Here is a 25,231-nt window from a genome sequence, read left to right as displayed (position 1 = left end):
ACAATGAAAACAACCTCACAGCCCTCTGCCTTGCAGGTGGTGATGAAAGAGGCCCGACGGGCCATCAAGCCGCTCGTTTGGTTCAGCGCCGGTATCAACATACTGATGCTGACAGGGGCACTCTACATGCTCCAGGTCTATCACCGCGTGTTGGGCAGCCACAGCTTGGAGACGCTGGTAGCGCTGTCGCTGATGGCGGCGGCAGCTCTCGCGACAATGTCAGCCTTGGACATCGTGCGTGGCCGCTTGCTGGCCAAGGTCGGCGCATGGATGAACATGCGACTGGCACCGGTTCTCCTGACCGCGACAGTGGAATACTCCGCCGCCACACCAGGCCAGGCCAACTCCCGCCCGCTGCGCGACCTCGACCAAGTCAGGAACTTTTTCACGAGCCCGAGCATCTTTCCGATTATCGACGCACCGTGGTCACCAATCTTCTTCGCCGCCATCTTCCTCATGCACCCGTGGCTCGGCTGGTTGGCACTCTGCGGCGGCATCGTGTTGTTCGCCCTAGCCCTGTTGAACGAGTATATCACACGCAAGCCGACAGCGGAGGCCGCGGGTGCCCAGGCGCGGGCCTACACGCAGGCCGAGGCGGCAATCCGTAACGCCGAGGTCGTCCAGGCCATGGGTATGTTGAAGCCCCTACTCGCGCGTTGGAAAGCTCACCAGGACGAGGCCAACGTCGGGCAAGTTCTCGTCGCCCACCGCGGCGGCACTATCTCGGCCATCGCGAAGAGTTTCCGACAGGGCCTCCAGATGGCCATCCTCGGACTCGGCGCTTATTTAGTCGTGAAGAATGAGGCTTCGGGCGGTATCATGATCGCCGCCTCAATTCTAATGGGCCGCGCGTTGGCCCCGGTCGAACAGGCGATCGCCACGTGGAAGGCGACGGTGGGAGCCCGCGCGGCTTACAAGCGACTTGTCAATGTCGCCGGTCAGCACCCGGAGGTCACAACGGCCCTGCCATTGCCGCGCCCAAAAGGTAAGTTTGAGGCCGAGAACATCGTCCTCGCCCGCCAGGGCGGTGAGCACATCTTGAAGGGAATCAGCTTCCAACTCAACTCGGGCGAAGTAATGGCGCTGATCGGCCCGAGCGCGGCCGGCAAGACGAGCTTGGCGCGAATACTAGCGGGCACTTGGCGCCCATCAGGCGGTCGCGCGTTGCTAGACGGCATGAGCGTCGCCGAGTGGGCATCGGAGGATCGCGGAAAATACGTCGGCTACTTGCCGCAGGACATCGAACTCTTCGCCGGCACTATCTCCGAGAACATCGCCCGCTTCACGCCACTTAACCCGGCGGTCTTCAACAACGTGGTCAGGGCCGCGCAGTTGGCGGGAGTTCACGAACTGATCAAGGGACTGCCGAAGGGTTACGCCACCGAGATCGGCGAATCCGGCGCGGTGCTGTCAGGCGGACAGCGTCAGCGCATCGGGCTGGCGCGGGCACTCTACGGCGACCCGGCGCTCCTTATCCTCGACGAGCCTAATTCCAACCTCGACCACGAGGGCGAGCAAGCACTGGCCACAGTCATCGGTGGGCTCAAGGAGGCAGGTACGACCCTGATCTTGATCTCACACCGCCCGAGCATTTTGGAAAAGGTAGACAAGGTGTTGGTGCTTAATCACGGCGCACAGGACCTCTTCGGTCCACGCGACCATGTCCTCAACGAACTCACCAACCGCGTCCGCAAGGTGACCCAGATGCCAAAGGCAGCCCAGCTGCCAACCCTCGAAGTGGTCAAGGAAGTCAAGGAAATCAAAGAGGTCAAAGAAGCATGAGCCGTTCCCCGGAATTGAACGTCGTGCGGTTACCCGTCCCGCCACCCTCCCTGCTGGAACCGGTACCCCTGCGTCTTACGGGCGTGACGTGCACCGGGTTCGCGATCATGTTCCTGTTCTTCGGCGTGGCCGGGGGTTGGGCGGCGCTGGCACCGTTGGACAGCGCCGCGGTAGCGCCGGGCGTCATCAAGGTCGCCGGCGACCGCAAGCTCATCCAGCACCTCGAGGGCGGCATCATCGCGGAGTTGAACGCCGCCAACGGTGATATCGTCAAGGCGGGCAAGATCCTCATCCGGCTCGACAACACACAGGCGAAGGCGCAGCTTGACCTGGTCCAGAACCGGATAGCAACGCGTGAGGCGCTGGCCGCGCGTCTCGGGGCCGAGCGCGACGGCAAGGCCGAAATCACATTTGACCCAGCGCTGCTCGCAAACCCCTCTGCCGCCGTCAAGGACTCGGTGGCCGCACAGCGTGACGTGTTCGCGGCGAAACACCACAACTTGACGGACGAGCGGGAAATTCTCAGCCAGCGCCGTCACCAGACCGAGGAAGAGATAACGGGACTGGAGCAACTTATCGTCACCGAGGACAAGCAGATCGAGGCGATCGATGGGGAAAGCAAAGACCTTGAGGATCTGCTCAAGAAGGGGCTGACCACCCGCGAGCGGAACCTGTCGCTCAGACGACAACAGCGGGCGATCGAGGGCGAGCGCGCTACCAACGTCGCGGCGATCGCTCGTGCCAGAAGCGCCATGGCCGAGATCGACATGCAAATCTTGAACCTCAACACGGTGCGGCTGAACGAGGCCGTCGATGAGTTGAGCAAGGTGGAGGCGGAGTTGTTTGACCTCAGACAGCAGGAGCGTTCCGCCAGGGACGTGCTTACCCGTACCAATGTCGTCGCGCCAGTTGACGGCATCGTCATGGACCTGAAGGTCCACACGGCGGGCGGTGTCGTGAAGCCCGGTGAGACATTGATGACAGTCGTGCCGCTCGGACAACAACTCGTGGTCGAGGCTATGGTCAAACCAGAGGATGTCGAGACGATCGCCCCCGGACAGCCCGCGCACGTCAGCTTCCCGGCCTTCGCCCGCTACAACCTGCCGCCACTCGAAGGCGTCGTGGAGATCGTGTCGGCCGACCGCATGGTGGAGGAGCGTAGCGGAGCACCGTATTTCGCCGCGACTGTGTTGATCGACAAGAGTGAACTCGCCAAGCTGGAGGGCCGAAAGCTGTTGCCCGGCATGTCGAGCGAGGCGATGATCCGGACGGGTGCTCGCACCGTGCTTTCTTACCTCGCCGAGCCGATCACGCAGAACTTCCGCCGGGCGATGCGGGAAAAATAGCGGTAGGCCGCCCGAAGGGTGTCAGCTGTTGAGATGCTTCAATTCAAACCCGGCGTCATCCTGGGTGCCGGACAAGTGCTGTTCGGCGGACTGGAACATGTCCGCGAACTCCATCTCGTTTTCAAGCATCACGCCGCCAACCTTGATGGTCAAGGCATCCTCGGTTCCCTTTGGTGCGAAATAGACTTGCGCGACACGCGTCCGGATACGCTCGCCGATTTCCTCGGCTTCTGCTTCGGTCGCGCCCGAGAGGAAAATCCCGAACATCGAAGTCCCTATGCGTCCAACCAGATCCTCCGCGCGCACCGACGATCGTATGGTCAAGGCTATGAGTCGCAAGGCCTCGTCGCCCCATTCAAGACCAAAGCGCAGGTTGATGGACCGCAGATGTTCCGAATGAATAACCAGGAAGGCGCCCGAGCGTCGTCCCGGCGCCGATGGCCTTGTTGTCCTTCTTTCGACCATCGATGTGAAGACCGGCCCATTCAGACAGCCTGTTAACTTGTCATAGGTTCCAGACCTGTTGAGTTCCTGCCGGAAGCTGCGGATTTGGATCTGCTGCCAGCCGATCAGCAAGAAAAGCGGCAGAGCAATGATCACCGGTAGCAGCACAGCGGTCATCATGCTGCGCCCGAACGGCGTGAGCGCGTCGCTGAACAAAAGCAGGTAGTTGAGACCCAGGGAAAGACCGACGCTCCCGGCTGTCCCCAGAAAGGTCAGCCATGCGGCGCTTCTCCATGCCTGCGCCGAGGTGGTCGCTTCGGTTTGTGCCATTGGCTAATCTCCTGTCAGATCAGCCAGCATAGAGCCGGCGTACAGCATTTCAGTTTCCGAGAACAATACAATTTGATCAATGAAACCCAATCATTGTTCGCGCAACCGGCTTGCCCAGGAAATTTGCACCGTAAAGGTTAATCAATGGAATGCCGGCCCACTGAACAGTCAATGGCCGCTCACGGACCTATCCACTGTTTCCACCACGGCTTCGGCAATCCGGCTCTAGGCCCCGCAGCCTATCGCGGCGGGCCGAAAATGCCCATCTCCGCACCCTGGGCAGTCACCTGCGCCTTGCCATAGATGCCGCTCGGCAGCGCCGTCGCCCAGCCGTTGGACACAAGCCAGGCGCCGACATCCTGCTTGCCCAGCCTGCACGGTGCGGCGATGGCAAAACGCTCGACGTCCGGCGGCACGAAACATTTCAGCGCGCGTCCCCGTAACCAGGAATTGAAAGCGGCACGTGCGCGCTGGCCGCAAGGCCAGGTGACGTCATGAAACGAACAGGATCCGTCGGGGTCGATGCCCTGGATCCCGCTGATGATCACCTTCCGGCCCATGGACTCGAAGATCGCTGACGATGTGGCAACCGGGCGGTAGAGCAAAACCTCCCGCCAATCTTCCGGCATGGGAGCCTTAGGGGGCACAGCCAGGCCAAGGTCGGTGAGCGGCGGACGGGGCTCCACCCGTTCGAGCTCCACCGGATCAAGCTGTGGCGAAGCGATGAGGTTCTGGGCAATCTTGCGCGCGGGTTCTCGTCGATGTGCTTCGACAATGGGCCGTCGGATTGGCTGCGTGCCGCTATTTTGCGAAGGGGCAAGGACAGGCCGATCGACCGCAAGCAAAGCCCCGGCCTGAATGATCAGCAGAACCCCGGCCAGAAGCAGGAGGCTTCCGAGCGCGATCGCCGAGCGGCTGTGGCCCAGCCCAGCCATCAGCCAGCCTGTCCATCAGGTCGGTCCCAGGGCCTTCCCCGGTCAGAAACCCGACGTCGATTTTGCAACCAGTTTGAGCGCACCCTTTTGAATCTGATAAAATGGCATCGATCGTTCACTGGATCCGTCCGCCCGAAACCGGAACAGGCCTGTCGATCCACGAAACCCGTTTGGGTTTTCGAGAACCTGCTTGCTGAAGCCATCGGGCCCGACCGCACTGGCAACCCCTGCTGTCAGGGCAACCATATCATAAGCATAGGCCACATTGACGTCGGCCGGGTAGTTGTATGTCGTCCTGAAGCGGTCGGCGATCGGTCCGGTTTCGCGCGAATCGAGCGTGGCGATATATGCCCCCTCGAACAGCGGATCCATGGGGTGCTCCAGCCAACGGTTCGTTCCGACGACAGAAATTGCCTTTCCCGGAATGCCCTTTGATTTGAGGGCGGCAAGGATGGGCGAAGGGCTGCCATCGCCGCTGGCAACGATTACGGCGTCCGGGGCGTCCACGAGCGAGCCCATCTCGTCGACCGCCTTCGCGCCGCCGTCGCTGGCCGAATACGGGACCGTAACCGCCAGCGTCGCGCCATAGATGCTGAGGCTGTTTGCAACCCGCTTCTCCACGGCGCTGGCGTTTGAGCCTTCCGCGACAAGCAACACGAACTTCTTGCGACCTTTGGCAGCGAGTCCCGCGGCGCCCGCCGCGGCACTGTCCGCTTCGCTGAGCAGCACCGCATAAACCCCGGCGCCGCCCGCGAAATTATCGGCAAGCGCCAGCACCGGCGGACGCTTCGATCCCGACAACGTGGCAATATGCTGGGCTGCCGGCAGTTCGGTCGGGCCGATGACGACTTTCGACCCCGTCGTTATCGCACTTATCGCCAATTTGCTGGCCTGTGCGCTGTCGCCTTTGGTGTCCTCTACCGTCAGCGTCAGCAATCCATTGCCGATATCCGTCATCGCCAGTTTGGCGGCATCGAGCATCTTCCTGCCGTTTTGCCCCTCCGTTCCGGGCGCGGACAACGGCAGCAACATCGTGATTTTTGTCGAACCGGTGCCCAATGACTGGGTCGCCTGGGCCGGACCGGCAGCAACGTCGCCATTCTGCCCGGCAGGCACGGCAATCGCCGCCGGATCGAGCGCTTCGGAAACGCTGCCTTTCGACTGGCAGCCTGACAATGTCATGGCGAGCGCAAAGGCGATTGCCCATGTCCGCGGACAGTGGACCTGTCGGCCAGCTTCCATGATTGCTCCACCCTATCTGCCGCCGAGTATTCTTCCAGGCCTGGTCTTCAACTCATGGTACGGCGGACTTGCCGTGCCGTCTGTAGTTTCTTTAGCCATCGAAAAGCCTGGCTCTGAGCGCCTTGATCTGTCTTGCTTGCCCGGCAGTGCGATAGTCGGCGCATTTCATGTATCGTGGCCCTGGCACGAACACGCGGCGCACGCAAACGCCTTTTTTCTGGGCTGGAGCCCCATCCTCTCCTCCCGACGATGCGAAAAAACCGAATGTCGCCACCGGCAATGGCCCGGTCACTTCAATCCCCTCCTTTGCCAGGATTGCCCGCGCGCGCTGGCAGTAGCGGACCGAAAGTGCAGAGAACCGGCTTTCATTGTGCCCGGCGCGATACTTCATGACGGTTGTGCACAGATCGCCCGCGGCCAGCTTGTTGGCCTGGGCAAGATATTTGACCCCAAGCGCGATGTTGGTCGCCGGCGCGCTCAGGTCGTCGAGGGAGCCTCGAAAGCCGAGCATGCGCGCTGTCGCCGGCATCACCTGCATCAGGCCGACTTCGCCGTCGGCGCCCTGCACATCAGGATCGAACCCGCTTTCGATCTCCATCACGGCATGCGCCAGCACCGGCTCCAGGCCATAGATCGATGCCTGGCAACTCGCAAACGCCTTGAATGTCTGCCGGGTCCACTCCGTAGCCGCGTCACAGTGCGTCGGCCGTATCAAGTCGGACGACCGTTCCACGGAAGGCCGTTCCAGCCAGTTGGCGCGGGCCATCGTGACAGTTTGGCCGAAGCCGACCAGCGCGATCGCTCCGGCGATCGCCCGCAAGAAAGATCCGTCGGCTATCATGATGGCCAACAGGCGTGGGTTCGCTTATCCGGTCAGTGCATGTACTCGACCATGCGATCGTGAAAACATTCGCATTTGTTGAGGGTGTCTTCGTCGCGATAGTTCGTTTTCAGATAGCCATAGGCCATGCCGCAGGCCACCTTGGCTTCCGACGCCCAGACGAAGACCGGACGGGACGAATTGATCCATTCCGAGCTGTTGGCGACGGCGACCGATTCGTCCATCAGCTTGACCACCTGGTCCTTGAGGTCGACGATGTTGTCGGTCAGCACCAGGTTGGACGTCCCCACCACCCGACAATAGTCGGCCGACGGACCTTCGATGATGTCGGCGGCATAACCCGTCGACCCGACTGCCAGCAACAGCGTCGCAGCGGAAACCAGCAGTCTTGCAGAACGTTTCATGTTGAGCTCCCCTCGATATTAGCAATGTATAACATAGTCGCGTGACCGAGCGCCATGCCGTTAGATCGTGACCGTGTGTTGTGCGTGTGCCGTGTCGTCGTAAAGCAGAGTGATGGTGCCGGCTGGCGCGTTGTTCTGCAAGACGGCCACGTCGACGAAATTGGCGCCGCCGGTTGTGCCATTGGCATCGACGCTGAGCGTGTGCGTTCCCTCGTCGTATTTCGCGAAGTCGGCAATATTCCCCCCTGGGGCCGTCTCGAACAGGGCTGTAAGGTCGATCTTGTCGCCCTCGGCACCGTTATAGTCGGTGATGAGATCGTTGATGTCGAGGCTGTCGAGTTTGAACGTGTCGGCGCCCGTACCACCGGTGAGCGTATCCTGGCCCAAACCGCCGATGAGCAGGTCGTTGCCACCTTCGCCCTTGAGAGTGTCGTTGCCGGCCCCACCCGAGAGATAATTGTTCCCGGAGTTCCCGAACAGGAAGTCGGCGCCCGACCCCCCGATCAGCCCTTCGATGTTGGTAAGGATATCTCCCGCGGCATTGCCACCGCCGATATTGCCGTCGAGCGGATTGGCAAATGTCCCGGGTGCACCGGAGGCATGCCCGTCATCGGCCAGATTGATCGAAATGGCCAAAGCGCTGCCGGAGTAGTCGACAGTGTCGCCTGGGCCTGTTCCGCCATTGATCGTGTCGGCTCCGGAACTCGCGGCAATGACCTCGGCGGTCGTGGTACCGGTCTCCTGATAGCCGGCGCCGGTGTGGGTTCCGATCAGGGAGACGGACAAATTGTCGGAACTGGTGACGGTGTCGCCATCATGATCGGTCGTGCTCAGCGCGAAATTCAGCGTGGTATCGCTGACGATTGTCTGGGCGTTATAGGTGAGCGACAGCAGGACGACCTTGGGATCGTCGCCGGCGGCGCTCGCAATGTTCGTTACGTCCACCTCGCCAAAGTTGAAGAAGGCACCCGTCGTCGTTCCGCCGGTACCCCAGTGGGCTGCGTCGACAACCAGCGTTGTGCCGTCAGCCTGCGTGACATTCCAGCTCGCTGACGTGGTGTGCGCGGCATTCCAGATGGTCACCTGGAAATGTTCGAACGTGTCGTTCCCGCCCTTTCCGATTCCGATGGAGACCTGGCTCTGGTCGAGAGCGAACTTGAAGGTCAAGGTTTCGTCCGTATCCAAATTGCCGTTGCCGATGCCCATGCCGTTGGCGTTCTTGAACACGTTGTTATGTGTCGGATCGGTGTCGGACGACTTGAAGCCATCGATAAGGACATCATAGCCGGTGGCTGGAGCCGGATCGTTGGTGAAGCTGGCGGTGCCGCCCGCGATTTTGACGAAGTTGCCATTGCCGTTGGGAATTCCCGATACCACATCGAACGTGCTGGTCGCCTGCAGGCTGTTCGTCACGAGGTGGAAATCGTAGGTGCCGGCCGCCGAAGCAGTCAGCGTGAAGTACTCGTTGGCACCCGAAGCGGCCAACGCGCTGCCGAGCGTCGTGTATGCGAACATCTCGGACGAATGCGTGGCGGTGTCATAGTGGGTGTATTCGTAAAACGTGTAGAGTGTCGTTGTTCCGCTCTTCACGTCGACCTGGGTCACCGCATCGCTATTGGCATTGTTCCCCTGGCTGGTAAACGCGTAGGTCAGCCCGCTCGGTGCGGTTCCCATCGCGATGCCGATTGCCGAAGTGAGGCTTGGCCCATCCGCTCCGAAAGACGGCTGCCAAGTGCCATGGACGTCGGTATTGTTGACGTTCGGCATGATGGCGTCCTGAATGCCGGTGATCGTCGGCGTATCGTCATTGACATTGATCGTCAGCGAGCCTGGCGCCGTGTCGCCGTCATGGTCGGTCGTCGTGTAGCCGACCGTGAACGCCACGTCGTTCTCGTTGGCGCCCGCCGGATGGTCGATCGCATGCAGCTGGGTCACCGTGTAGGCACCGGCCGTCGTGTTCGACAGCGACACCGACACCACCGCCACCGCCACGCCGTTCTGGATCTGGCTGATCGTCAGCAGTGTCCCGGCGCCGTTCACCGTCTGGAAGAAGGCGCCTTCCGTCGTCGTCGTCGTCGGCAGCCCGGCACCCGTCAGCAGCGTCGTGCCGGCGCCGTCGGCGCCATAGCCGTGCGCCAGCGTTCCGGTCAGGTTGGCCGTATCGGGCGTGACGTCGCCGGTGCCGCCGGCAATGCCGCCGGCCAGCGCGTCGTCGTCGAGCTGCACCGCGGCGTTGCTCGCAACCGTCGGCGTGTCGTCATTGACATTGATCGTCAGCGAGCCTGGCGCCGTGTCGCCGTCATGGTCGGTCGTCGTGTAGCCGACCGTGAACGCCACGTCGTTCTCGTTGGCGCCCGCCGGATGGTCGATCGCATGCAGCTGGGTCACCGTGTAGGCGCCGGCCGTCGTGTTCGACAGCGACACCGACACCACCGCCACCGCCACGCCGTTCTGGATCTGGCTGATCGTCAGCAGTGTCCCGGCGCCGTTCACCGTCTGGAAGAAGGCGCCTTCCGTCGTCGTCGTCGTCGGCAGCCCGGCACCCGTCAGCAGCGTCGTGCCGGCGCCGTCGGCGCCATAGCTGTGCGCCAGCGTCCCGGTCAGGTTGGCCGTATCGGGCGTGACGTCGCCGGTGCCGCCGGCAATGCCGCCGGCCAGCGCGTCGTCGTCGAGCTGCACCGCGGCGTTGCTCGCAACCGTCGGCGTGTCGTCATTGACATTGATCGTCAGCGAGCCTGGCGCCGTGTCGCCGTCATGGTCGGTCGTCGTGTAGCCGACCGTGAACGCCACGTCGTTCTCGTTGGCGCCCGCCGGATGGTCGATCGCATGCAGCTGGGTCACCGTGTAGGCGCCGGCCGTCGTGTTAGACAGCGACACCGACACCACCGCCACCGCCACGCCGTTCTGGATCTGGCTGATCGTCAGCAGTGTCCCGGCGCCGTTCACCGTCTGGAAGAAGGCGCCTTCCGTCGTCGTCGTCGTCGGCAGCCCGGCACCCGTCAGCAGCGTCGTGCCGGCGCCGTCGGCGCCATAGCTGTGCGCCAGCGTTCCGGTCAGGTTGGCCGTATCGGGCGTGACGTCGCCGGTGCCGCCGGCGATGCCGCCGGCCAGCGCGTCGTCGTCGAGCTGCACCGCGGCGTTGCTCGCAACCGTCGGCGTGTCGTCATTGACATTGATCGTCAGCGAGCCTGGCGCCGTGTCGCCGTCATGGTCGGTCGTCGTGTAGCCGACCGTGAACGCCACGTCGTTCTCGTTGGCGCCCGCCGGATGGTCGATCGCATGCAGCTGGGTCACCGTGTAGGCGCCGGCCGTCGTGTTAGACAGCGACACCGACACCACCGCCACCGCCACGCCGTTCTGGATCTGGCTGATCGTCAGCAGTGTCCCGGCGCCGTTCACCGTCTGGAAGAAGGCGCCTTCCGTCGTCGTCGTCGTCGGCAGCCCGGCACCCGTCAGCAGCGTCGTGCCGGCGCCGTCGGCGCCATAGCCGTGCGCCAGCGTCCCGGTCAGGTTGGCCGTATCGGGCGTGACGTCGCCGGTGCCGCCGGCGATGCCGCCGGCCAGCGCGTCGTCGTCGAGCTGCACCGCGGCGTTGCTCGCAACCGTCGGCGTGTCGTCATTGACATTGATCGTCAGCGAGCCTGGCGCCGTGTCGCCGTCATGGTCGGTCGTCGTGTAGCCGACCGTGAACGCCACGTCGTTCTCGTTGGCGCCCGCCGGATGGTCGATCGCATGCAGCTGGGTCACCGTGTAGGCGCCGGCCGTCGTGTTAGACAGCGACACCGACACCACCGCCACCGCCACGCCGTTCTGGATCTGGCTGATCGTCAGCAGCGTCCCGGCGCCGTTCACCGTCTGGAAGAAGGCGCCTTCCGTCGTCGTCGTCGTCGGCAGCCCGGCACCCGTCAGCAGCGTCGTGCCGGCGCCGTCGGCGCCATAGCCGTGCGCCAGCGTTCCGGTCAGGTTGGCCGTATCGGGCGTGACGTCGCCGGTGCCGCCGGCAATGCCGCCGGCCAGCGCGTCGTCGTCGAGCTGCACCGCGGCGTTGCTCGCAACCGTCGGCGTGTCGTCATTGACATTGATCGTCAGCGAGCCTGGCGCCGTGTCGCCGTCATGGTCGGTCGTCGTGTAGCCGACCGTGAACGCCACGTCGTTCTCGTTGGCGCCCGCCGGATGGTCGATCGCATGCAGCTGGGTCACCGTGTAGGCGCCGGCCGTCGTGTTAGACAGCGACACCGACACCACCGCCACCGCCACGCCGTTCTGGATCTGGCTGATCGTCAGCAGCGTCCCGGCGCCGTTCACCGTCTGGAAGAAGGCGCCTTCCGTCGTCGTCGTCGTCGGCAGCCCGGCACCCGTCAGCAGCGTCGTGCCGGCGCCGTCGGCGCCATAGCTGTGCGCCAGCGTTCCGGTCAGGTTGGCCGTATCGGGCGTGACGTCGCCGGTGCCGCCGGCAATGCCGCCGGCCAGCGCGTCGTCGTCGAGCTGCACCGCGGCGTTGCTCGCAACCGTCGGCGTGTCGTCATTGACATTGATCGTCAGCGAGCCTGGCGCCGTGTCGCCGTCATGGTCGGTCGTCGTGTAGCCGACCGTGAACGCCACGTCGTTCTCGTTGGCGCCCGCCGGATGGTCGATCGCATGCAGCTGGGTCACCGTGTAGGCGCCGGCCGTCGTGTTAGACAGCGACACCGACACCACCGCCACCGCCACGCCGTTCTGGATCTGGCTGATCGTCAGCAGCGTCCCGGCGCCGTTCACCGTCTGGAAGAAGGCGCCTTCCGTCGTCGTCGTCGTCGGCAGCCCGGCACCCGTCAGCAGCGTCGTGCCGGCGCCGTCGGCGCCATAGCCGTGCGCCAGCGTCCCGGTCAGGTTGGCCGTATCGGGCGTGACGTCGCCGGTGCCGCCGGCAATGCCGCCGGCCAGCGCGTCGTCGTCGAGCTGCACCGCGGCGTTGCTCGCAACCGTCGGCGTGTCGTCATTGACATTGATCGTCAGCGAGCCTGGCGCCGTGTCGCCGTCATGGTCGGTCGTCGTGTAGCCGACCGTGAACGCCACGTCGTTCTCGTTGGCGCCCGCCGGATGGTCGATCGCATGCAGCTGGGTCACCGTGTAGGCGCCGGCCGTCGTGTTCGACAGCGACACCGACACCACCGCCACCGCCACGCCGTTCTGGATCTGGCTGATCGTCAGCAGTGTCCCGGCGCCGTTCACCGTCTGGAAGAAGGCGCCTTCCGTCGTCGTCGTCGTCGGCAGCCCGGCACCCGTCAGCAGCGTCGTGCCGGCGCCGTCGGCGCCATAGCCGTGCGCCAGCGTTCCGGTCAGGTTGGCCGTATCGGGCGTGACGTCGCCGGTGCCGCCGGCAATGCCGCCGGCCAGCGCGTCGTCGTCGAGCTGCACCGCGGCGTTGCTCGCAACCGTCGGCGTGTCGTCATTGACATTGATCGTCAGCGAGCCTGGCGCCGTGTCGCCGTCATGGTCGGTCGTCGTGTAGCCGACCGTGAACGCCACGTCGTTCTCGTTGGCGCCCGCCGGATGGTCGATCGCATGCAGCTGGGTCACCGTGTAGGCGCCGGCCGTCGTGTTAGACAGCGACACCGACACCACCGCCACCGCCACGCCGTTCTGGATCTGGCTGATCGTCAGCAGCGTCCCGGCGCCGTTCACCGTCTGGAAGAAGGCGCCTTCCGTCGTCGTCGTCGTCGGCAGCCCGGCACCCGTCAGCAGCGTCGTGCCGGCGCCGTCGGCGCCATAGCCGTGCGCCAGCGTTCCGGTCAGGTTGGCCGTATCGGGCGTGACGTCGCCGGTGCCGCCGGCGATGCCGCCGGCCAGCGCGTCGTCGTCGAGCTGCACCGCGGCGTTGCTCGCAACCGTCGGCGTGTCGTCATTGACATTGATCGTCAGCGAGCCTGGCGCCGTGTCGCCGTCATGGTCGGTCGTCGTGTAGCCGACCGTGAACGCCACGTCGTTCTCGTTGGCGCCCGCCGGATGGTCGATCGCATGCAGCTGGGTCACCGTGTAGGCGCCGGCCGTCGTGTTCGACAGCGACACCGACACCACCGCCACCGCCACGCCGTTCTGGATCTGGCTGATCGTCAGCAGTGTCCCGGCGCCGTTCACCGTCTGGAAGAAGGCGCCTTCCGTCGTCGTCGTCGTCGGCAGCCCGGCACCCGTCAGCAGCGTCGTGCCGGCGCCGTCGGCGCCATAGCTGTGCGCCAGCGTTCCGGTCAGGTTGGCCGTATCGGGCGTGACGTCGCCGGTGCCGCCGGCAATGCCGCCGGCCAGCGCGTCGTCGTCGAGCTGCACCGCGGCGTTGCTCGCAACCGTCGGCGTGTCGTCATTGACATTGATCGTCAGCGAGCCTGGCGCCGTGTCGCCGTCATGGTCGGTCGTCGTGTAGCCGACCGTGAACGCCACGTCGTTCTCGTTGGCGCCCGCCGGATGGTCGATCGCATGCAGCTGGGTCACCGTGTAGGCGCCGGCCGTCGTGTTAGACAGCGACACCGACACCACCGCCACCGCCACGCCGTTCTGGATCTGGCTGATCGTCAGCAGCGTCCCGGCGCCGTTCACCGTCTGGAAGAAGGCGCCTTCCGTCGTCGTCGTCGTCGGCAGCCCGGCACCCGTCAGCAGCGTCGTGCCGGCGCCGTCGGCGCCATAGCCGTGCGCCAGCGTTCCGGTCAGGTTGGCCGTATCGGGCGTGACGTCGCCGGTGCCGCCGGCAATGCCGCCGGCCAGCGCGTCGTCGTCGAGCTGCACCGCGGCGTTGCTCGCAACCGTCGGCGTGTCGTCATTGACATTGATCGTCAGCGAGCCTGGCGCCGTGTCGCCGTCATGGTCGGTCGTCGTGTAGCCGACCGTGAACGCCACGTCGTTCTCGTTGGCGCCCGCCGGATGGTCGATCGCATGCAGCTGGGTCACCGTGTAGGCGCCGGCCGTCGTGTTAGACAGCGACACCGACACCACCGCCACCGCCACGCCGTTCTGGATCTGGCTGATCGTCAGCAGCGTCCCGGCGCCGTTCACCGTCTGGAAGAAGGCGCCTTCCGTCGTCGTCGTCGTCGGCAGCCCGGCACCCGTCAGCAGCGTCGTGCCGGCGCCGTCGGCGCCATAGCTGTGCGCCAGCGTTCCGGTCAGGTTGGCCGTATCGGGCGTGACGTCGCCGGTGCCGCCGGCAATGCCGCCGGCCAGCGCGTCGTCGTCGAGCTGCACCGCGGCGTTGCTCGCAACCGTCGGCGTGTCGTCATTGACATTGATCGTCAGCGAGCCTGGCGCCGTGTCGCCGTCATGGTCGGTCGTCGTGTAGCCGACCGTGAACGCCACGTCGTTCTCGTTGGCGCCCGCCGGATGGTCGATCGCATGCAGCTGGGTCACCGTGTAGGCGCCGGCCGTCGTGTTAGACAGCGACACCGACACCACCGCCACCGCCACGCCGTTCTGGATCTGGCTGATCGTCAGCAGCGTCCCGGCGCCGTTCACCGTCTGGAAGAAGGCGCCTTCCGTCGTCGTCGTCGTCGGCAGCCCGGCACCCGTCAGCAGCGTCGTGCCGGCGCCGTCGGCGCCATAGCCGTGCGCCAGCGTCCCGGTCAGGTTGGCCGTATCGGGCGTGACGTCGCCGGTGCCGCCGGCAATGCCGCCGGCCAGCGCGTCGTCGTCGAGCTGCACCGCGGCGTTGCTCGCAACCGTCGGCGTGTCGTCATTGACATTGATCGTCAGCGAGCCTGGCGCCGTGTCGCCGTCATGGTCGGTCGTCGTGTAGCCGACCGTGAACGCCACGTCGTTCTCGTTGGCGCCCGCCGGATGGTCGATCGCATGCAGCTGGGTCACCGTGTAGGCGCCGGCCGTCGTGTTCGACAGCGACACCGACACCACCGCCACCGCCACGCCGTTCTGGATCTGGCTGATCGTCAGCAGTGTCCCGGCGCCGTTCACCGTCTGGAAGAAGGCGCCTTCCGTCGTCGTCGTCGTCGGCAGCCCGGCACCCGTCAGCAGCGTCGTGCCGGCGCCGTCGGCGCCATAGCCGTGCGCCAGCGTTCCGGTCAGGTTGGCCGTATCGGGCGTGACGTCGCCGGTGCCGCCGGCAATGCCGCCGGCCAGCGCGTCGTCGTCGAGCTGCACCGCGGCGTTGCTCGCAACCGTCGGCGTGTCGTCATTGACATTGATCGTCAGCGAGCCTGGCGCCGTGTCGCCGTCATGGTCGGTCGTCGTGTAGCCGACCGTGAACGCCACGTCGTTCTCGTTGGCGCCCGCCGGATGGTCGATCGCATGCAGCTGGGTCACCGTGTAGGCGCCGGCCGTCGTGTTAGACAGCGACACCGACACCACCGCCACCGCCACGCCGTTCTGGATCTGGCTGATCGTCAGCAGCGTCCCGGCGCCGTTCACCGTCTGGAAGAAGGCGCCTTCCGTCGTCGTCGTCGTCGGCAGCCCGGCACCCGTCAGCAGCGTCGTGCCGGCGCCGTCGGCGCCATAGCCGTGCGCCAGCGTTCCGGTCAGGTTGGCCGTATCGGGCGTGACGTCGCCGGTGCCGCCGGCGATGCCGCCGGCCAGCGCGTCGTCGTCGAGCTGCACCGCGGCGTTGCTCGCAACCGTCGGCGTGTCGTCATTGACATTGATCGTCAGCGAGCCTGGCGCCGTGTCGCCGTCATGGTCGGTCGTCGTGTAGCCGACCGTGAACGCCACGTCGTTCTCGTTGGCGCCCGCCGGATGGTCGATCGCATGCAGCTGGGTCACCGTGTAGGCGCCGGCCGTCGTGTTCGACAGCGACACCGACACCACCGCCACCGCCACGCCGTTCTGGATCTGGCTGATCGTCAGCAGTGTCCCGGCGCCGTTCACCGTCTGGAAGAAGGCGCCTTCCGTCGTCGTCGTCGTCGGCAGCCCGGCACCCGTCAGCAGCGTCGTGCCGGCGCCGTCGGCGCCATAGCTGTGCGCCAGCGTTCCGGTCAGGTTGGCCGTATCGGGCGTGACGTCGCCGGTGCCGCCGGCAATGCCGCCGGCCAGCGCGTCGTCGTCGAGCTGCACCGCGGCGTTGCTCGCAACCGTCGGGATGTCGTCGACGATGGAGATGACAATCGAGGCCGGCGTGGCATCGCTGTCGCCGGAGGCGTCTGTCACCGCCATGGTGATGGTGTCGCTGAGCGGGTTGATCTCGCCTTGGCCGGTATGGGTCAGCGCGCCGCTCAGCGTGTAGCTGTAGCCGTAGGTCACGACGCCGCCGGCATCCGGGGCCGAGATCGAGGTGATCGTCAGCACGCCCATTGAAGTGGTTACAGTGTCGCCGATCGCCGTGATCGTCACCGGCCCACCGACATCGCCGTCAAGCGTCAGCGTGTAGCCTTCGTTATTGCCGTCGACAGTAAAGCTGCCGGTCGCCGTCTCGCTGTTCGCGCCATGTTGCACGCCGTCGGCAAGTCCGTCCTCGTAGACGGTGGCCTTCGAGTCCGTCGTCTCCGGCACGTTCTGGTCCTGATTCAGGCCGATCACCAATTGCCCAAGGTCGGTATCGCCGTCGCCGTCCTTGATCTCGTAGGTGAAGGTCTCGCTCGTCACTCCCACAGGGATCGACGCCGTCGTCAGCGTGTAGGTGTAAGTCCCGTCAGGGTTCAGCACCAGATTGCCATAGGTGCCGGCAATCACCGTCGCACCCGAGACCGTCGTGTAGGTCGCACTGCCTGCATCCGCCTCGGCGCCAAAGTAGGCCCGCGTCACCGCACCGCCATCCGCACCGATCGTGTCGGCATCGTCGCCGGCACTGGCACCGGTAGCGCCGAACACATTGCCGCCCGTCGAATGGCCAAGCCCTTCCGTCACGCTGTTGGCATCGTTGTCTGCATGCGGAACGTCGTCGACGATGTTGACCGACAGCGTGCCGTTGACACTCTGCGCGTCCTGGTCGGTGAGCGTGACGGTGAAGTTCTCGAACAGGCTGTTGGTGCCCTGGGCGGTGGGATGCCCCTCGTTGTCGAGAAGCGTGTAGGTGTAGCTCACCACACCGGTGCCCGCGTTGTAGCCGGTCACCGTCAGCGTGTTGCCGAATAGGGTGGTGAATGAGCCGGCGGTGAACACACCGTTGGTGATGAAGGCGTGGCCCTCGATCGCCAGCGAGGCGATGCCGTCAGGCGAGGCGATTGTGAAGGTGCCGCCCTGGGTGGTGCTTTCTTTCGAGCTGTCGGAGCCGTCCGATTCACCGGATCCACGGCTGGCCAGCAGGTCATTTTCATTGACGACGACGTCGCCGCCACCCGCTGCCGGCGTCAGGTCACTGATCGTCGGTGTCGAATTGCCGATCGAGATGGTGAGCGTGGTGTGCGACAGATCTCCGTCGCCGTCCTTGATCGTATAGGTGAACACGTCGTGGACGCCGCCAGGCGTGCCGGCATCGCGCACGTAGCTGTAGGAGCCGTCCGCCTGCAGCGTCAGCGTGCCATAGGTGCCGTGGATCGGCGCGTTCAGTGTGACGCCGCTATCCAGATCGGCATTGGTCGTGCCGGCGGCAACGCCGGCGACCGTCACGTCATCGGCGCCCTTGGTGTCGGCGCCGGCCGCATCGCCGTCGCTGCCTGCGCCGCTGATCACATTGCCGCCTATCGGCGCGTGCGAACCCGCCGCCACCGCGTCGGTGTCGGCAACTGCCGTCGGCACATCGTCGACGATGTTGACCGACAGCGTGCCGTTGACGCTCTGCGCGTCCTGGTCGGTGAGCGTGACGGTAAAGTTCTCGAACAGGCTGTTGGTGCCCTGGGCGGTGGGATGCCCCTCGTTGTCGAGGAGCGTGTAGGTGTAGCTCACCTGACCGGTCGCGGCATCGTAGGCCGTCACCGTCAGCGTGTTGCCCAGCGCCGTCGTGAACGAGCCCGCCGTGAACACGCCGTTGGTGATGAAGGTGTGGCCCTCGATCGCCAGCGAGGCGATGCCGTCAGGCGAGGAAATGGCGAAGGTGCCGCCCTGGGTGGTGCTTTCTTTCGAGCTGTCGGAGCCGTCCGATTCACCAGCCCCGCGGCTGGCCAGCAGGTCATTTTCGTTGACGACGACGTCGCCGCCACCCGCTGCCGGCGTCAGGTCACTGATCGTCGGTGTCGAATTGCCTATCGAGATGGTGAGCGTGGTGTGCGACAGATCTCCGTCGCCGTCCTTGATCGTATAGGTGAAAACGTCGTGGACGCCGCCAGGCGTGCCGGCATCGCGCACGTAGCTGTAGGAGCCGTCCGCCTGCAGTGTCAGCGTGCCATAGGTGCCGTGGATCGGCGCGTTCAGTGTGACGCCGCTATCCAGATCGGCATTGGTCGTGCCGGCGGCAACGCCGGCAACCGTCACATCATCGGCGCCCTTGGTGTCGGCGCCGGCCGCATCGCCGTCGCTGCCTGCGCCGCTGATCACATTGCCGCCTATCGGCGCGTGCGAACCCGCCGCCACCGCGTCGGTGTCGGCAACTGCCGTCGGTGCGTCGTCGATGATGTTGATGACAAGGTTGCCAGCCGGGGCCGGATCGCCATTTGCGTCCGTCACCGCGACCGGGAAGCTCACATTGGTGGCGTTCCCAGCGGTGTTGTCGAGAAGCGTGTAGGTGTAGTGGATGGTGCCGATGCCGGTCGCCGCATCGAAGACATAGCTCGCCGTCAGCGAGCCGGTCCCATCGGTGAAGGTCTGAGCCACACCGCTCAACGCATAGCCGCCGAGCGAGACCACCGACACGCCGTCCGGCGAGGTGAAGCCGATGTTGCCCGAGGTCGTTTCCGAGGGCGCAGGCTCGTTCGAGCCGGCAGGCTCACCGCTGCGCGCCGGCAAGCCAGCCTCGCTGACCGTCGCTGAGCCTATGAGGTCGATCGAGGGGGTAGAGTTTTTTTCCGCAACGCCGATTGTCAGCTCGCGCCGGTCCAACAACCCAAACTGCAAGTCTGTCGGAGGCAACAAAGCCGTAAGGCCAAACCCGTCGCCGATACCGCCTGGGGGAATTTCGAAATTCCCGCCCGCACTCGAGGGTGAACCGCCCGTGCCGGCCGAGATGGAACCGTCGGCGCCGAAGGCAACATCGACGTGGCTTGCCTCGAGCGCTGCCAGCAATGCAACGCGCGGCACCTCGACGTCGCCAATGACGAAGGTCGGCACGTTCAAGGCGCCATCCTTGATCACGATCACCGAGCCGTCGGCCTGTTCGAGCAAAAGGTTGTGGCCGTCAACGCGAATATTGTCGATGGAAACGTTGGACGGAAGTTTTACGATATTGCTGGCGTCAGCCACATATTCGTGAGGTGCAGTCGCTGCGGGTGCGTTTGCTGCCGCCGGCGCTTCAGGCTTGACGGGCGCTCCGCCGCCAACATCGACCGGCACCGGTTCCGACGCCGCTGGCGCGGGCTGCTGCGCCGAAGTTGCCTGTGCGACCAGGATCTCTGCTGGCGAAGCCTGCCCGTTGTGTTCGCTGGACGCGGAATGCTCGCCCCGGGAACCCGAAAAACTGTCCAACTCGTTATTGGTCGTCATGGCTGAAACCCCTCCGGTATTTTCCGGAAAGAGACATCGGCCACTTCTGCTTTGCAACAGTCCCGTAATCTATTTCATATATTCTGGTATGCTTAACTCGGCATTTTTTATACGTGGTAAACTACAACAATATAACCCGATATATGTTGGCTTTCGCGTGGGTTGCCTAGCGGAAGGACAGGTCAAGGTTTTTGGTAAATGAAAGTATAAAATTGAATAAAATTTTATAGAAAATAGACAAAGCCATTTGGGAGAAAGTTATCCACCTTCCTTTCCAATAATTTGAGACAAGATTGGTAGCGTCCACAGTCAAAGGTGGGCGATATGAAAAAAGAAAAATCAGCCCTGGGAAAAACCAGGCTCAAGGTGCTCTTGCTGGCAATCGGTCTTGTCGGCCTGGCTGGACCATCATTCGCGAATGTCGTTTCCAGGGAGGTCACCGCTACCGGCACGCCCCTGGAGGTCCAAACACCGCCCTGTCTCGGCGGTGTTTCGCTGGCGAGGCCTCAGCCCTGGCAGCCTGCCGCTCCGTACCGGATCAGTATGGTTTTCGGCAGCTATGGCCCGGCGGTCCAGGCGGTTGACGATAGCGGGGATGGCTCGTCAACGGCGCGAGGTGATGCCGGGATCGATCCGGTGCAGACGGCGTCGATCATTCCCGGCGTATTCGGATCGGTCGCCTTGTCCATGCGCAATTTTCCCGTCTCGGTCCGCTGGGCACCCGTCTACCGGGCAATCGCCAGCTGCTCGGCAGGCAGCGCCTGCGAGCGCAAGAGTGCGACTTTTGCCAGCATGATCTCCGCCGCTCAAGGCAAGGGGTTCAGCGAGAAACTATCCTTCGTCAACAGCAGCGTAAATCGCCTGATCGCCTACCGGAAAGACAGCGTTGTCTACGGCAAACTCGACTATTGGGCAAAGCCGTCGGAAATTCTCGAACGGCGGGCCGGCGACTGCGAGGATTTCGCCATCCTCAAGATGACGGCCCTGCTGAGGGCTGGCATTCCCGCACAAAGCATGGCGCTGGTTGTTCTCCAGGACCGCAGGAGAGGCTTCTTTCACGCAGTGCTGTCGGTGAGCACAGGCAGCGGCACCTTCATTCTCGACAGCCTCAGCAACACCGTTGTGCGCGATAGCGATCTTCCGGACTATGTTCCGCTCTATTCGTTCAGCACGGACCGGGCCTGGATCCACGGCTCAAAACCGGGCGGAGCCCAGATGGCTGACATCAAGGGCGGCTTCGCGACCGTCGCGCCGGGCGAAGGTTTTCAGCCATAGATCTCCGGCAAGATCGTGCGCTGCGTTCGGATGGAGGAAAACGGTCTATCCGTGGTTCAGCCACCGAAGACGAACGCCATCAGCAGTTCCGGCTCGACCACCGGGGCGCGCACCGCATTCAGCTGACCTCGGTATCGACGTTCACCGGCGCCGATGACAAAACCGGTAGCCACTGGCGATTCGCCATTGGCGTCAAGCCGCGCGAATATGTCGGCTACATTGAGGTCCAGCGCCAGCTTGAGGTCATGCCGCGCATCATCGCTCGGGGCTATCGGCAATTGACGCTTGACCAGTTGCTGGAACGGCGCGTTGAACGTCAGGATCTTCTTCGTCGATGCCAGGGCAAAGGCCGGTGACGGGCAGGCGACCAGTATGGCGTTGATGGTGTTGATCGACGCAAGCCTTCGCAAGGTCAGGTTTTCGTTCCCCAATCCACGCATGCAGGCCACCCTGATGGCGGACGTCAGGTTACCTGTCTGTGCCTGACTTTCGGCGATCTCATCGATGAGCATGCCGATCGTGCATTTCCTGCTTTCGGCCATCTGCTTCAGCGACACCCAGAAAGCCCGTTCCAAACGGATGCCGCGTCGTATGCCGCCTCGCGCCACAACCCGGAATTCCAGCCCGAAATCCTCGGCCGTGACTTGAGGCAGCAGCGGCTCATTGTCGGGAAGAGGAGAACTGGCGCTACCGCTCACTCATCGCCTCCTGACGCGCTTTGTTGATCGGTTTCAAGAGGTAGTTCAGGATCGTCTTGCGCCCGGTCTTGATGTCGACTGAACAGATCATCCCCGGGATGATCGAATAGGCCTTGCCGTCTCTCTCAAGTGTCGATTTGTCGGTCGACACGCGCACCTGGTAATAGGGTTCCCCGGTCTTCTGGTCGACCAGGCTGTCGGCTGTTATATTGGAGACCTTGCCTTCAATACCGCCGAAGATCGAGAAATCATAGGCGGTTACCTTGATCAGCGCGTCCTGGTCCGGCCGGATGAAGGCAACATCTCGCGGAGAAACCCGCGCTTCGACCAGAAGGGTCTCGGAGGTCGGGACGATGCCGGCCACCACCGCGCCAGGCTGGACGAAGGCGCCGACCGTGTTCAGTTCCAACGTGTTGACAATCCCATCCACCGGAGACCGGATATCCGTACGCGCGACCTTGTCGGTGGCGCCACGTATGGTCTCGTCCACCACCGAGAGATTGGCCAGCGCCTCCGTCAGGTCGCTCAAAGCTTCCTGCTGCAACTGCAGGCCGAGTTCGTCGACCTGAAGCTGGGCTTCCGTGATTGCCGCCTTGGTTTTCTTGATGGTTTCACCGGCAAGGTTCAACTGTCCTTGCAGTTCGGTCTGCTCGCGCTCGACGCGGATCTGCTCGGTCCTCGCCATCAGGCCCTTCTTGACCATGGAATCGACCAGCGCCTTTTCCTGGTCGCTAACGGCCAGATTCTTGGTGAGACGATCGAGATTGGCGGTGGCTTCGTCCAATTCATTCTGGCGCTGATCGAGGCGCGACTTGAGGACCGACAGCTTGACTTCGAAGTTTTCGCGGCGCGCGACGAGCAGCTTCTGCTCGTTTTCGCAGATTTCGGGCGCGGTCTTCTGGATCTCGGGCGGACAGGGAAATGAGCCTTCGAGATTGCCGCTCTGCTCGAATTGCAGCCGCGCAATGCGCGCCTGCAGGGCTCGCGCCTTGGCCTGCTGCTCGCCAAGGCTGGAGGTGTTGAGCGTGTTGTCGAGGCGGATGATAAGATCATTCTTCTTGACGACCTGGCCAATCGTCACAGCGATTTCCTGGACGACACCGGCTTCGCTCGCCTGAATGATCTGGGTCTTCGAAGCGGGTATCACCTTGCCGTCGCCCCGCGCGATCTCATCGACTTCGGCAAAGGCTGCCCAGGCGACAAAAACAACGAAAAGCGCTCCTATGATGAATATGGACGCCGACGCAAACAGTGGCGGCCGATCTTCCCTGGCAAGCATTTCCTACGCCCCAACGCATTGGATGCATTCAATTTGTTCGATCAGGCGCTTGTTTTCTGCAACGCCTGTATGACTTGGTCCTTCGGTCCGTCGGCAACGATCTTGCCCTGTTCGATAACGATCAGGCGGTCGGCCAGTTCAAGCATGCTGAAGCGATGTGTGGAGACGATCAGCGTGGTGTCTCGGTCGAAGGCGACCTTGAGCTGCTTTATCAACTGGCGTTCCGATGCGAGATCCATCGAGCCCGATGGTTCATCCAGAAAGACGATTTTCGGCTTGGTCAGCAGCAGGCGTGCGATCGCCACTGTCTGCCTCTGGCCGCCTGAGAGATTGGTGCCGCGCTCGCCGACGTTCATGTCGTAGCCACGCGGATGGCGTGAGACGAAATCGTCGACGCCAGCCGCCTTTGCCGCTTCGATGATCTGCTCATCGGTAGCCTCCGGGCAAGCCATCAGGAGATTCTCCTTGATGGTGCCCGAGAACAGGTCGCCAGCCTGCGCAACGATGCCGACAGCGGCGCGAACCTCTGACGGGTGATACTGGCGAATATCGATCCCATCCAGCAGCAGCTCACCGGAGGTTGGCAGGAACAGCCTGCCGACCAGCCGACCCATCGTCGTCTTTCCCGATCCGATGCGACCGATGATGCCGATCCGCTCTCCCGGCTTCACCGAGAAATTCAGACCGGTCAAGACCTCGTTCTCAGCGCCGGGATAGACAAATCCGACATTCCTGAACGCCATCGCCCCGTTGCGAATGGGGCGGTTGACGAAACCCACCGTGTCCGGTCGATCCTCCGGTTGAGCCATGATCGAGTTCACCATCCTCAACGAGAGCATGGCCTGGCGAAACCGGGACAGCGTGATGGCGATCTGGCCGAGCGGAGCCACCGCCCTGCTCGCCAGCATGACCGTTCCTATGATTGCTCCTGTCGAAACATGCCCTTCCGAGAAAGCGTAAGCGCCGGCCACCACCAGAGCGACGGTCACCAGCTGTTGTATCGACTGGGTTATGTTGCCTGCGGCCGCCGAGAGTTGCTTGATCTTCTCGGACGTGTTGGCGGCGTTCTTGGAGTGCTCTCCCCATTTTCGCAGCAGATACGCCTCGGCGCGCAGCGATTTGATCGTCTCCAGCGTCGAGATGGATTCGACCAGCAGGGCCTGGCGTTGCGAAGCTTCGTTCATCGAGGCGGCGACGCGCTTGCCGATGCGGCGCTGGGTAATCAAGCCGACGATGACGGACAACACAAAGGCCAGCGCCGGTATGATCACCAGCCAGCCGCCTATCGCATAGATGACGAGAAGAAAGACGAAGACGAAAGCCGTGTCGATGAACACGCTGATGGTGTTCGAGGTGAAGAACTCCCTGACGAACTCGTATTGCGTGATCCGGTTTGCGTATTCACCGGTCGAGCCGGGACGCGCCGACAGTGACGAGTTCAGCACCTTTTCGAACAGAAGATACGATATCCGAAGATCCGCCTTGCGCCCGGCATAGTCGATGAGGGAGGCTCTGGCCGTCTTCAAAAGCAGATCGAACAGGATGACGGCACCGATGCCGATTGCCAGAACCCACAGTGTGGATATTGCCTTGTTCGGCAGGATCCTGTCGTAGACGTTCATCGTGAAGATGGGCGAGGCGATGGCCAGCACATTGATGAATATCGCCGCAAGGACGACTTTCGAATAGGTGCGCCAGAAGGCGCCCATCGTCCCCGTTAGCCAATGGCGCCTTTCGATCTTCTGCGCCGAGCCGACCTTCATCGCCTCGGTGGCATTGGCATAGGTTATCGAGAAGGACGCGCCGCCACTGATATAGCTGGCAGCCAGCTCGGATCTGCTGATCGTGGCGCGGCCGTCCTCCTGGGGCGCGGTCAGATATTCGCCCGGTTCAATCTCCGCGAGCAGGGCAACAGGCAGCTGGCTGGCGCGAAACAGGATGGCGGGAAGGTCGACGCGTCCGCGCAGGAAATCGCGATGATTGACTTCCTTGACCTCGAGGCCGATGCGTTCGGCAAGGTGCCGAATTTCCTCTATTTCAATTCGCGACTCTGAAATCGGCACCCCGGCAAACAGCACTGTCTCGGCGCTCGGCCTGCCGAGATAGCCGGCAACCGCGGAAAAGCAGGCCTTGAATGCCTCCTTGGGGGTAAGGATGTTGGGTTGCTGGTTCACGCTG

General features: G+C 63.6%; 12 protein-coding genes. 3 read left to right on the top strand and 9 right to left on the bottom strand.

Annotated features, from left to right (window positions below; all coding sequences use genetic code 11):
- The first annotated feature begins 3 nt into the window (after nt 1-3).
- The gene (locus ACFSQT_RS14070; RefSeq protein WP_379019514.1) at nt 4-1,782 is read left to right on the top strand and encodes a type I secretion system permease/ATPase; all 1,779 of its coding nucleotides are present in this window, start codon (nt 4-6) and stop codon (nt 1,780-1,782) included.
- Nucleotides 1,779-3,128 (top strand): HlyD family type I secretion periplasmic adaptor subunit, encoded by a 1,350-nt coding sequence (locus tag ACFSQT_RS14065; RefSeq protein ID WP_379019512.1) that lies wholly within the window; start codon nt 1,779-1,781, stop codon nt 3,126-3,128. The genes ACFSQT_RS14070 and ACFSQT_RS14065 overlap by 4 nt, the downstream gene beginning before the upstream one ends.
- Before the next feature lie 21 nt (nt 3,129-3,149).
- On the opposite strand, the gene ACFSQT_RS14060 is transcribed toward ACFSQT_RS14065, so the two are convergent.
- The 6 genes from ACFSQT_RS14060 to ACFSQT_RS14035 form a co-directional block, all read right to left on the bottom strand.
- Nucleotides 3,150-3,902, bottom strand: coding sequence for a GGDEF domain-containing protein (locus ACFSQT_RS14060; protein ID WP_379019510.1), 753 nt, complete (start codon nt 3,900-3,902; stop codon nt 3,150-3,152).
- A 239-nt stretch (nt 3,903-4,141) separates the two neighbouring features.
- Nucleotides 4,142-4,837 (bottom strand): thermonuclease family protein, encoded by a 696-nt coding sequence (locus ACFSQT_RS14055; protein ID WP_379019508.1) that lies wholly within the window; start codon nt 4,835-4,837, stop codon nt 4,142-4,144.
- Between the two features lie 42 nt (nt 4,838-4,879).
- Nucleotides 4,880-6,079, bottom strand: a complete 1,200-nt coding sequence (locus tag ACFSQT_RS14050; protein ID WP_379019506.1) for a type 1 periplasmic-binding domain-containing protein — start codon at nt 6,077-6,079, stop codon at nt 4,880-4,882.
- Between the two features lie 91 nt (nt 6,080-6,170).
- Nucleotides 6,171-6,899: a lytic transglycosylase domain-containing protein gene (locus ACFSQT_RS14045; protein WP_379019504.1), complete on the bottom strand. Its 729-nt coding sequence runs from the start codon at nt 6,897-6,899 to the stop codon at nt 6,171-6,173.
- 53 nt (nt 6,900-6,952) lie between these two features.
- Entirely contained in the window at nt 6,953-7,324 is a 372-nt protein-coding gene (locus tag ACFSQT_RS14040) for a hypothetical protein (protein WP_379019502.1), read from the bottom strand.
- A gap of 60 nt (nt 7,325-7,384) precedes the next feature.
- Nucleotides 7,385-19,801, bottom strand: a complete 12,417-nt coding sequence (locus tag ACFSQT_RS14035) for a DUF5801 repeats-in-toxin domain-containing protein (protein WP_379019500.1) — start codon at nt 19,799-19,801, stop codon at nt 7,385-7,387.
- Between the two features lie 324 nt (nt 19,802-20,125).
- Between ACFSQT_RS14035 and ACFSQT_RS14030 the strand changes: the two genes are divergently transcribed.
- Entirely contained in the window at nt 20,126-21,076 is a 951-nt protein-coding gene (locus tag ACFSQT_RS14030) for a transglutaminase-like cysteine peptidase (RefSeq protein ID WP_379019498.1), read from the top strand.
- A gap of 56 nt (nt 21,077-21,132) precedes the next feature.
- On the opposite strand, the gene ACFSQT_RS14025 is transcribed toward ACFSQT_RS14030, so the two are convergent.
- Genes ACFSQT_RS14025 through ACFSQT_RS14015 form a run of 3 tightly spaced genes read right to left on the bottom strand, consistent with a single transcriptional unit; the run spans nt 21,133 to nt 25,227 of the window.
- Complete coding sequence (locus tag ACFSQT_RS14025) at nt 21,133-21,774, bottom strand: ribbon-helix-helix domain-containing protein (RefSeq protein ID WP_379019496.1); 642 nt, start codon at nt 21,772-21,774, stop codon at nt 21,133-21,135.
- Complete coding sequence (locus tag ACFSQT_RS14020; protein ID WP_379019492.1) at nt 21,764-23,053, bottom strand: HlyD family type I secretion periplasmic adaptor subunit; 1,290 nt, start codon at nt 23,051-23,053, stop codon at nt 21,764-21,766. Before ACFSQT_RS14020 ends, ACFSQT_RS14025 begins: the two co-directional genes overlap by 11 nt.
- A gap of 41 nt (nt 23,054-23,094) precedes the next feature.
- Complete coding sequence (locus ACFSQT_RS14015) at nt 23,095-25,227, bottom strand: type I secretion system permease/ATPase (protein WP_379019490.1); 2,133 nt, start codon at nt 25,225-25,227, stop codon at nt 23,095-23,097.
- Nucleotides 25,228-25,231: the final 4 nt, after the last annotated feature.

Origin of the sequence: Mesorhizobium calcicola (genome assembly GCF_042682105.1) — a bacterium.
Classification (GTDB): domain Bacteria; phylum Pseudomonadota; class Alphaproteobacteria; order Rhizobiales; family Rhizobiaceae; genus Mesorhizobium; species Mesorhizobium calcicola.
This window is presented reverse-complemented; position numbering and strand designations above follow the sequence as displayed.

What these genes read in the sequence shown, in the direction of transcription:
- ACFSQT_RS14030 (WP_379019498.1), top strand. Translation starts at nt 20,126, where the DNA reads ATGAAAAAAGAAAAATCAGCCCTGGGAAAAACCAGGCTCAAGGTGCTC.
- ACFSQT_RS14020 (WP_379019492.1), bottom strand. Translation starts at nt 23,053, where the DNA reads ATGCTTGCCAGGGAAGATCGGCCGCCACTGTTTGCGTCGGCGTCCATA.
- ACFSQT_RS14040 (WP_379019502.1), bottom strand. Translation starts at nt 7,324, where the DNA reads ATGAAACGTTCTGCAAGACTGCTGGTTTCCGCTGCGACGCTGTTGCTG.
- ACFSQT_RS14065 (WP_379019512.1), top strand. Translation starts at nt 1,779, where the DNA reads ATGAGCCGTTCCCCGGAATTGAACGTCGTGCGGTTACCCGTCCCGCCA.
- ACFSQT_RS14035 (WP_379019500.1), bottom strand. Translation starts at nt 19,801, where the DNA reads ATGACGACCAATAACGAGTTGGACAGTTTTTCGGGTTCCCGGGGCGAG.
- ACFSQT_RS14055 (WP_379019508.1), bottom strand. Translation starts at nt 4,837, where the DNA reads ATGGCTGGGCTGGGCCACAGCCGCTCGGCGATCGCGCTCGGAAGCCTC.
- ACFSQT_RS14070 (WP_379019514.1), top strand. Translation starts at nt 4, where the DNA reads ATGAAAACAACCTCACAGCCCTCTGCCTTGCAGGTGGTGATGAAAGAG.
- ACFSQT_RS14050 (WP_379019506.1), bottom strand. Translation starts at nt 6,079, where the DNA reads ATGGAAGCTGGCCGACAGGTCCACTGTCCGCGGACATGGGCAATCGCC.
- ACFSQT_RS14060 (WP_379019510.1), bottom strand. Translation starts at nt 3,902, where the DNA reads ATGGCACAAACCGAAGCGACCACCTCGGCGCAGGCATGGAGAAGCGCC.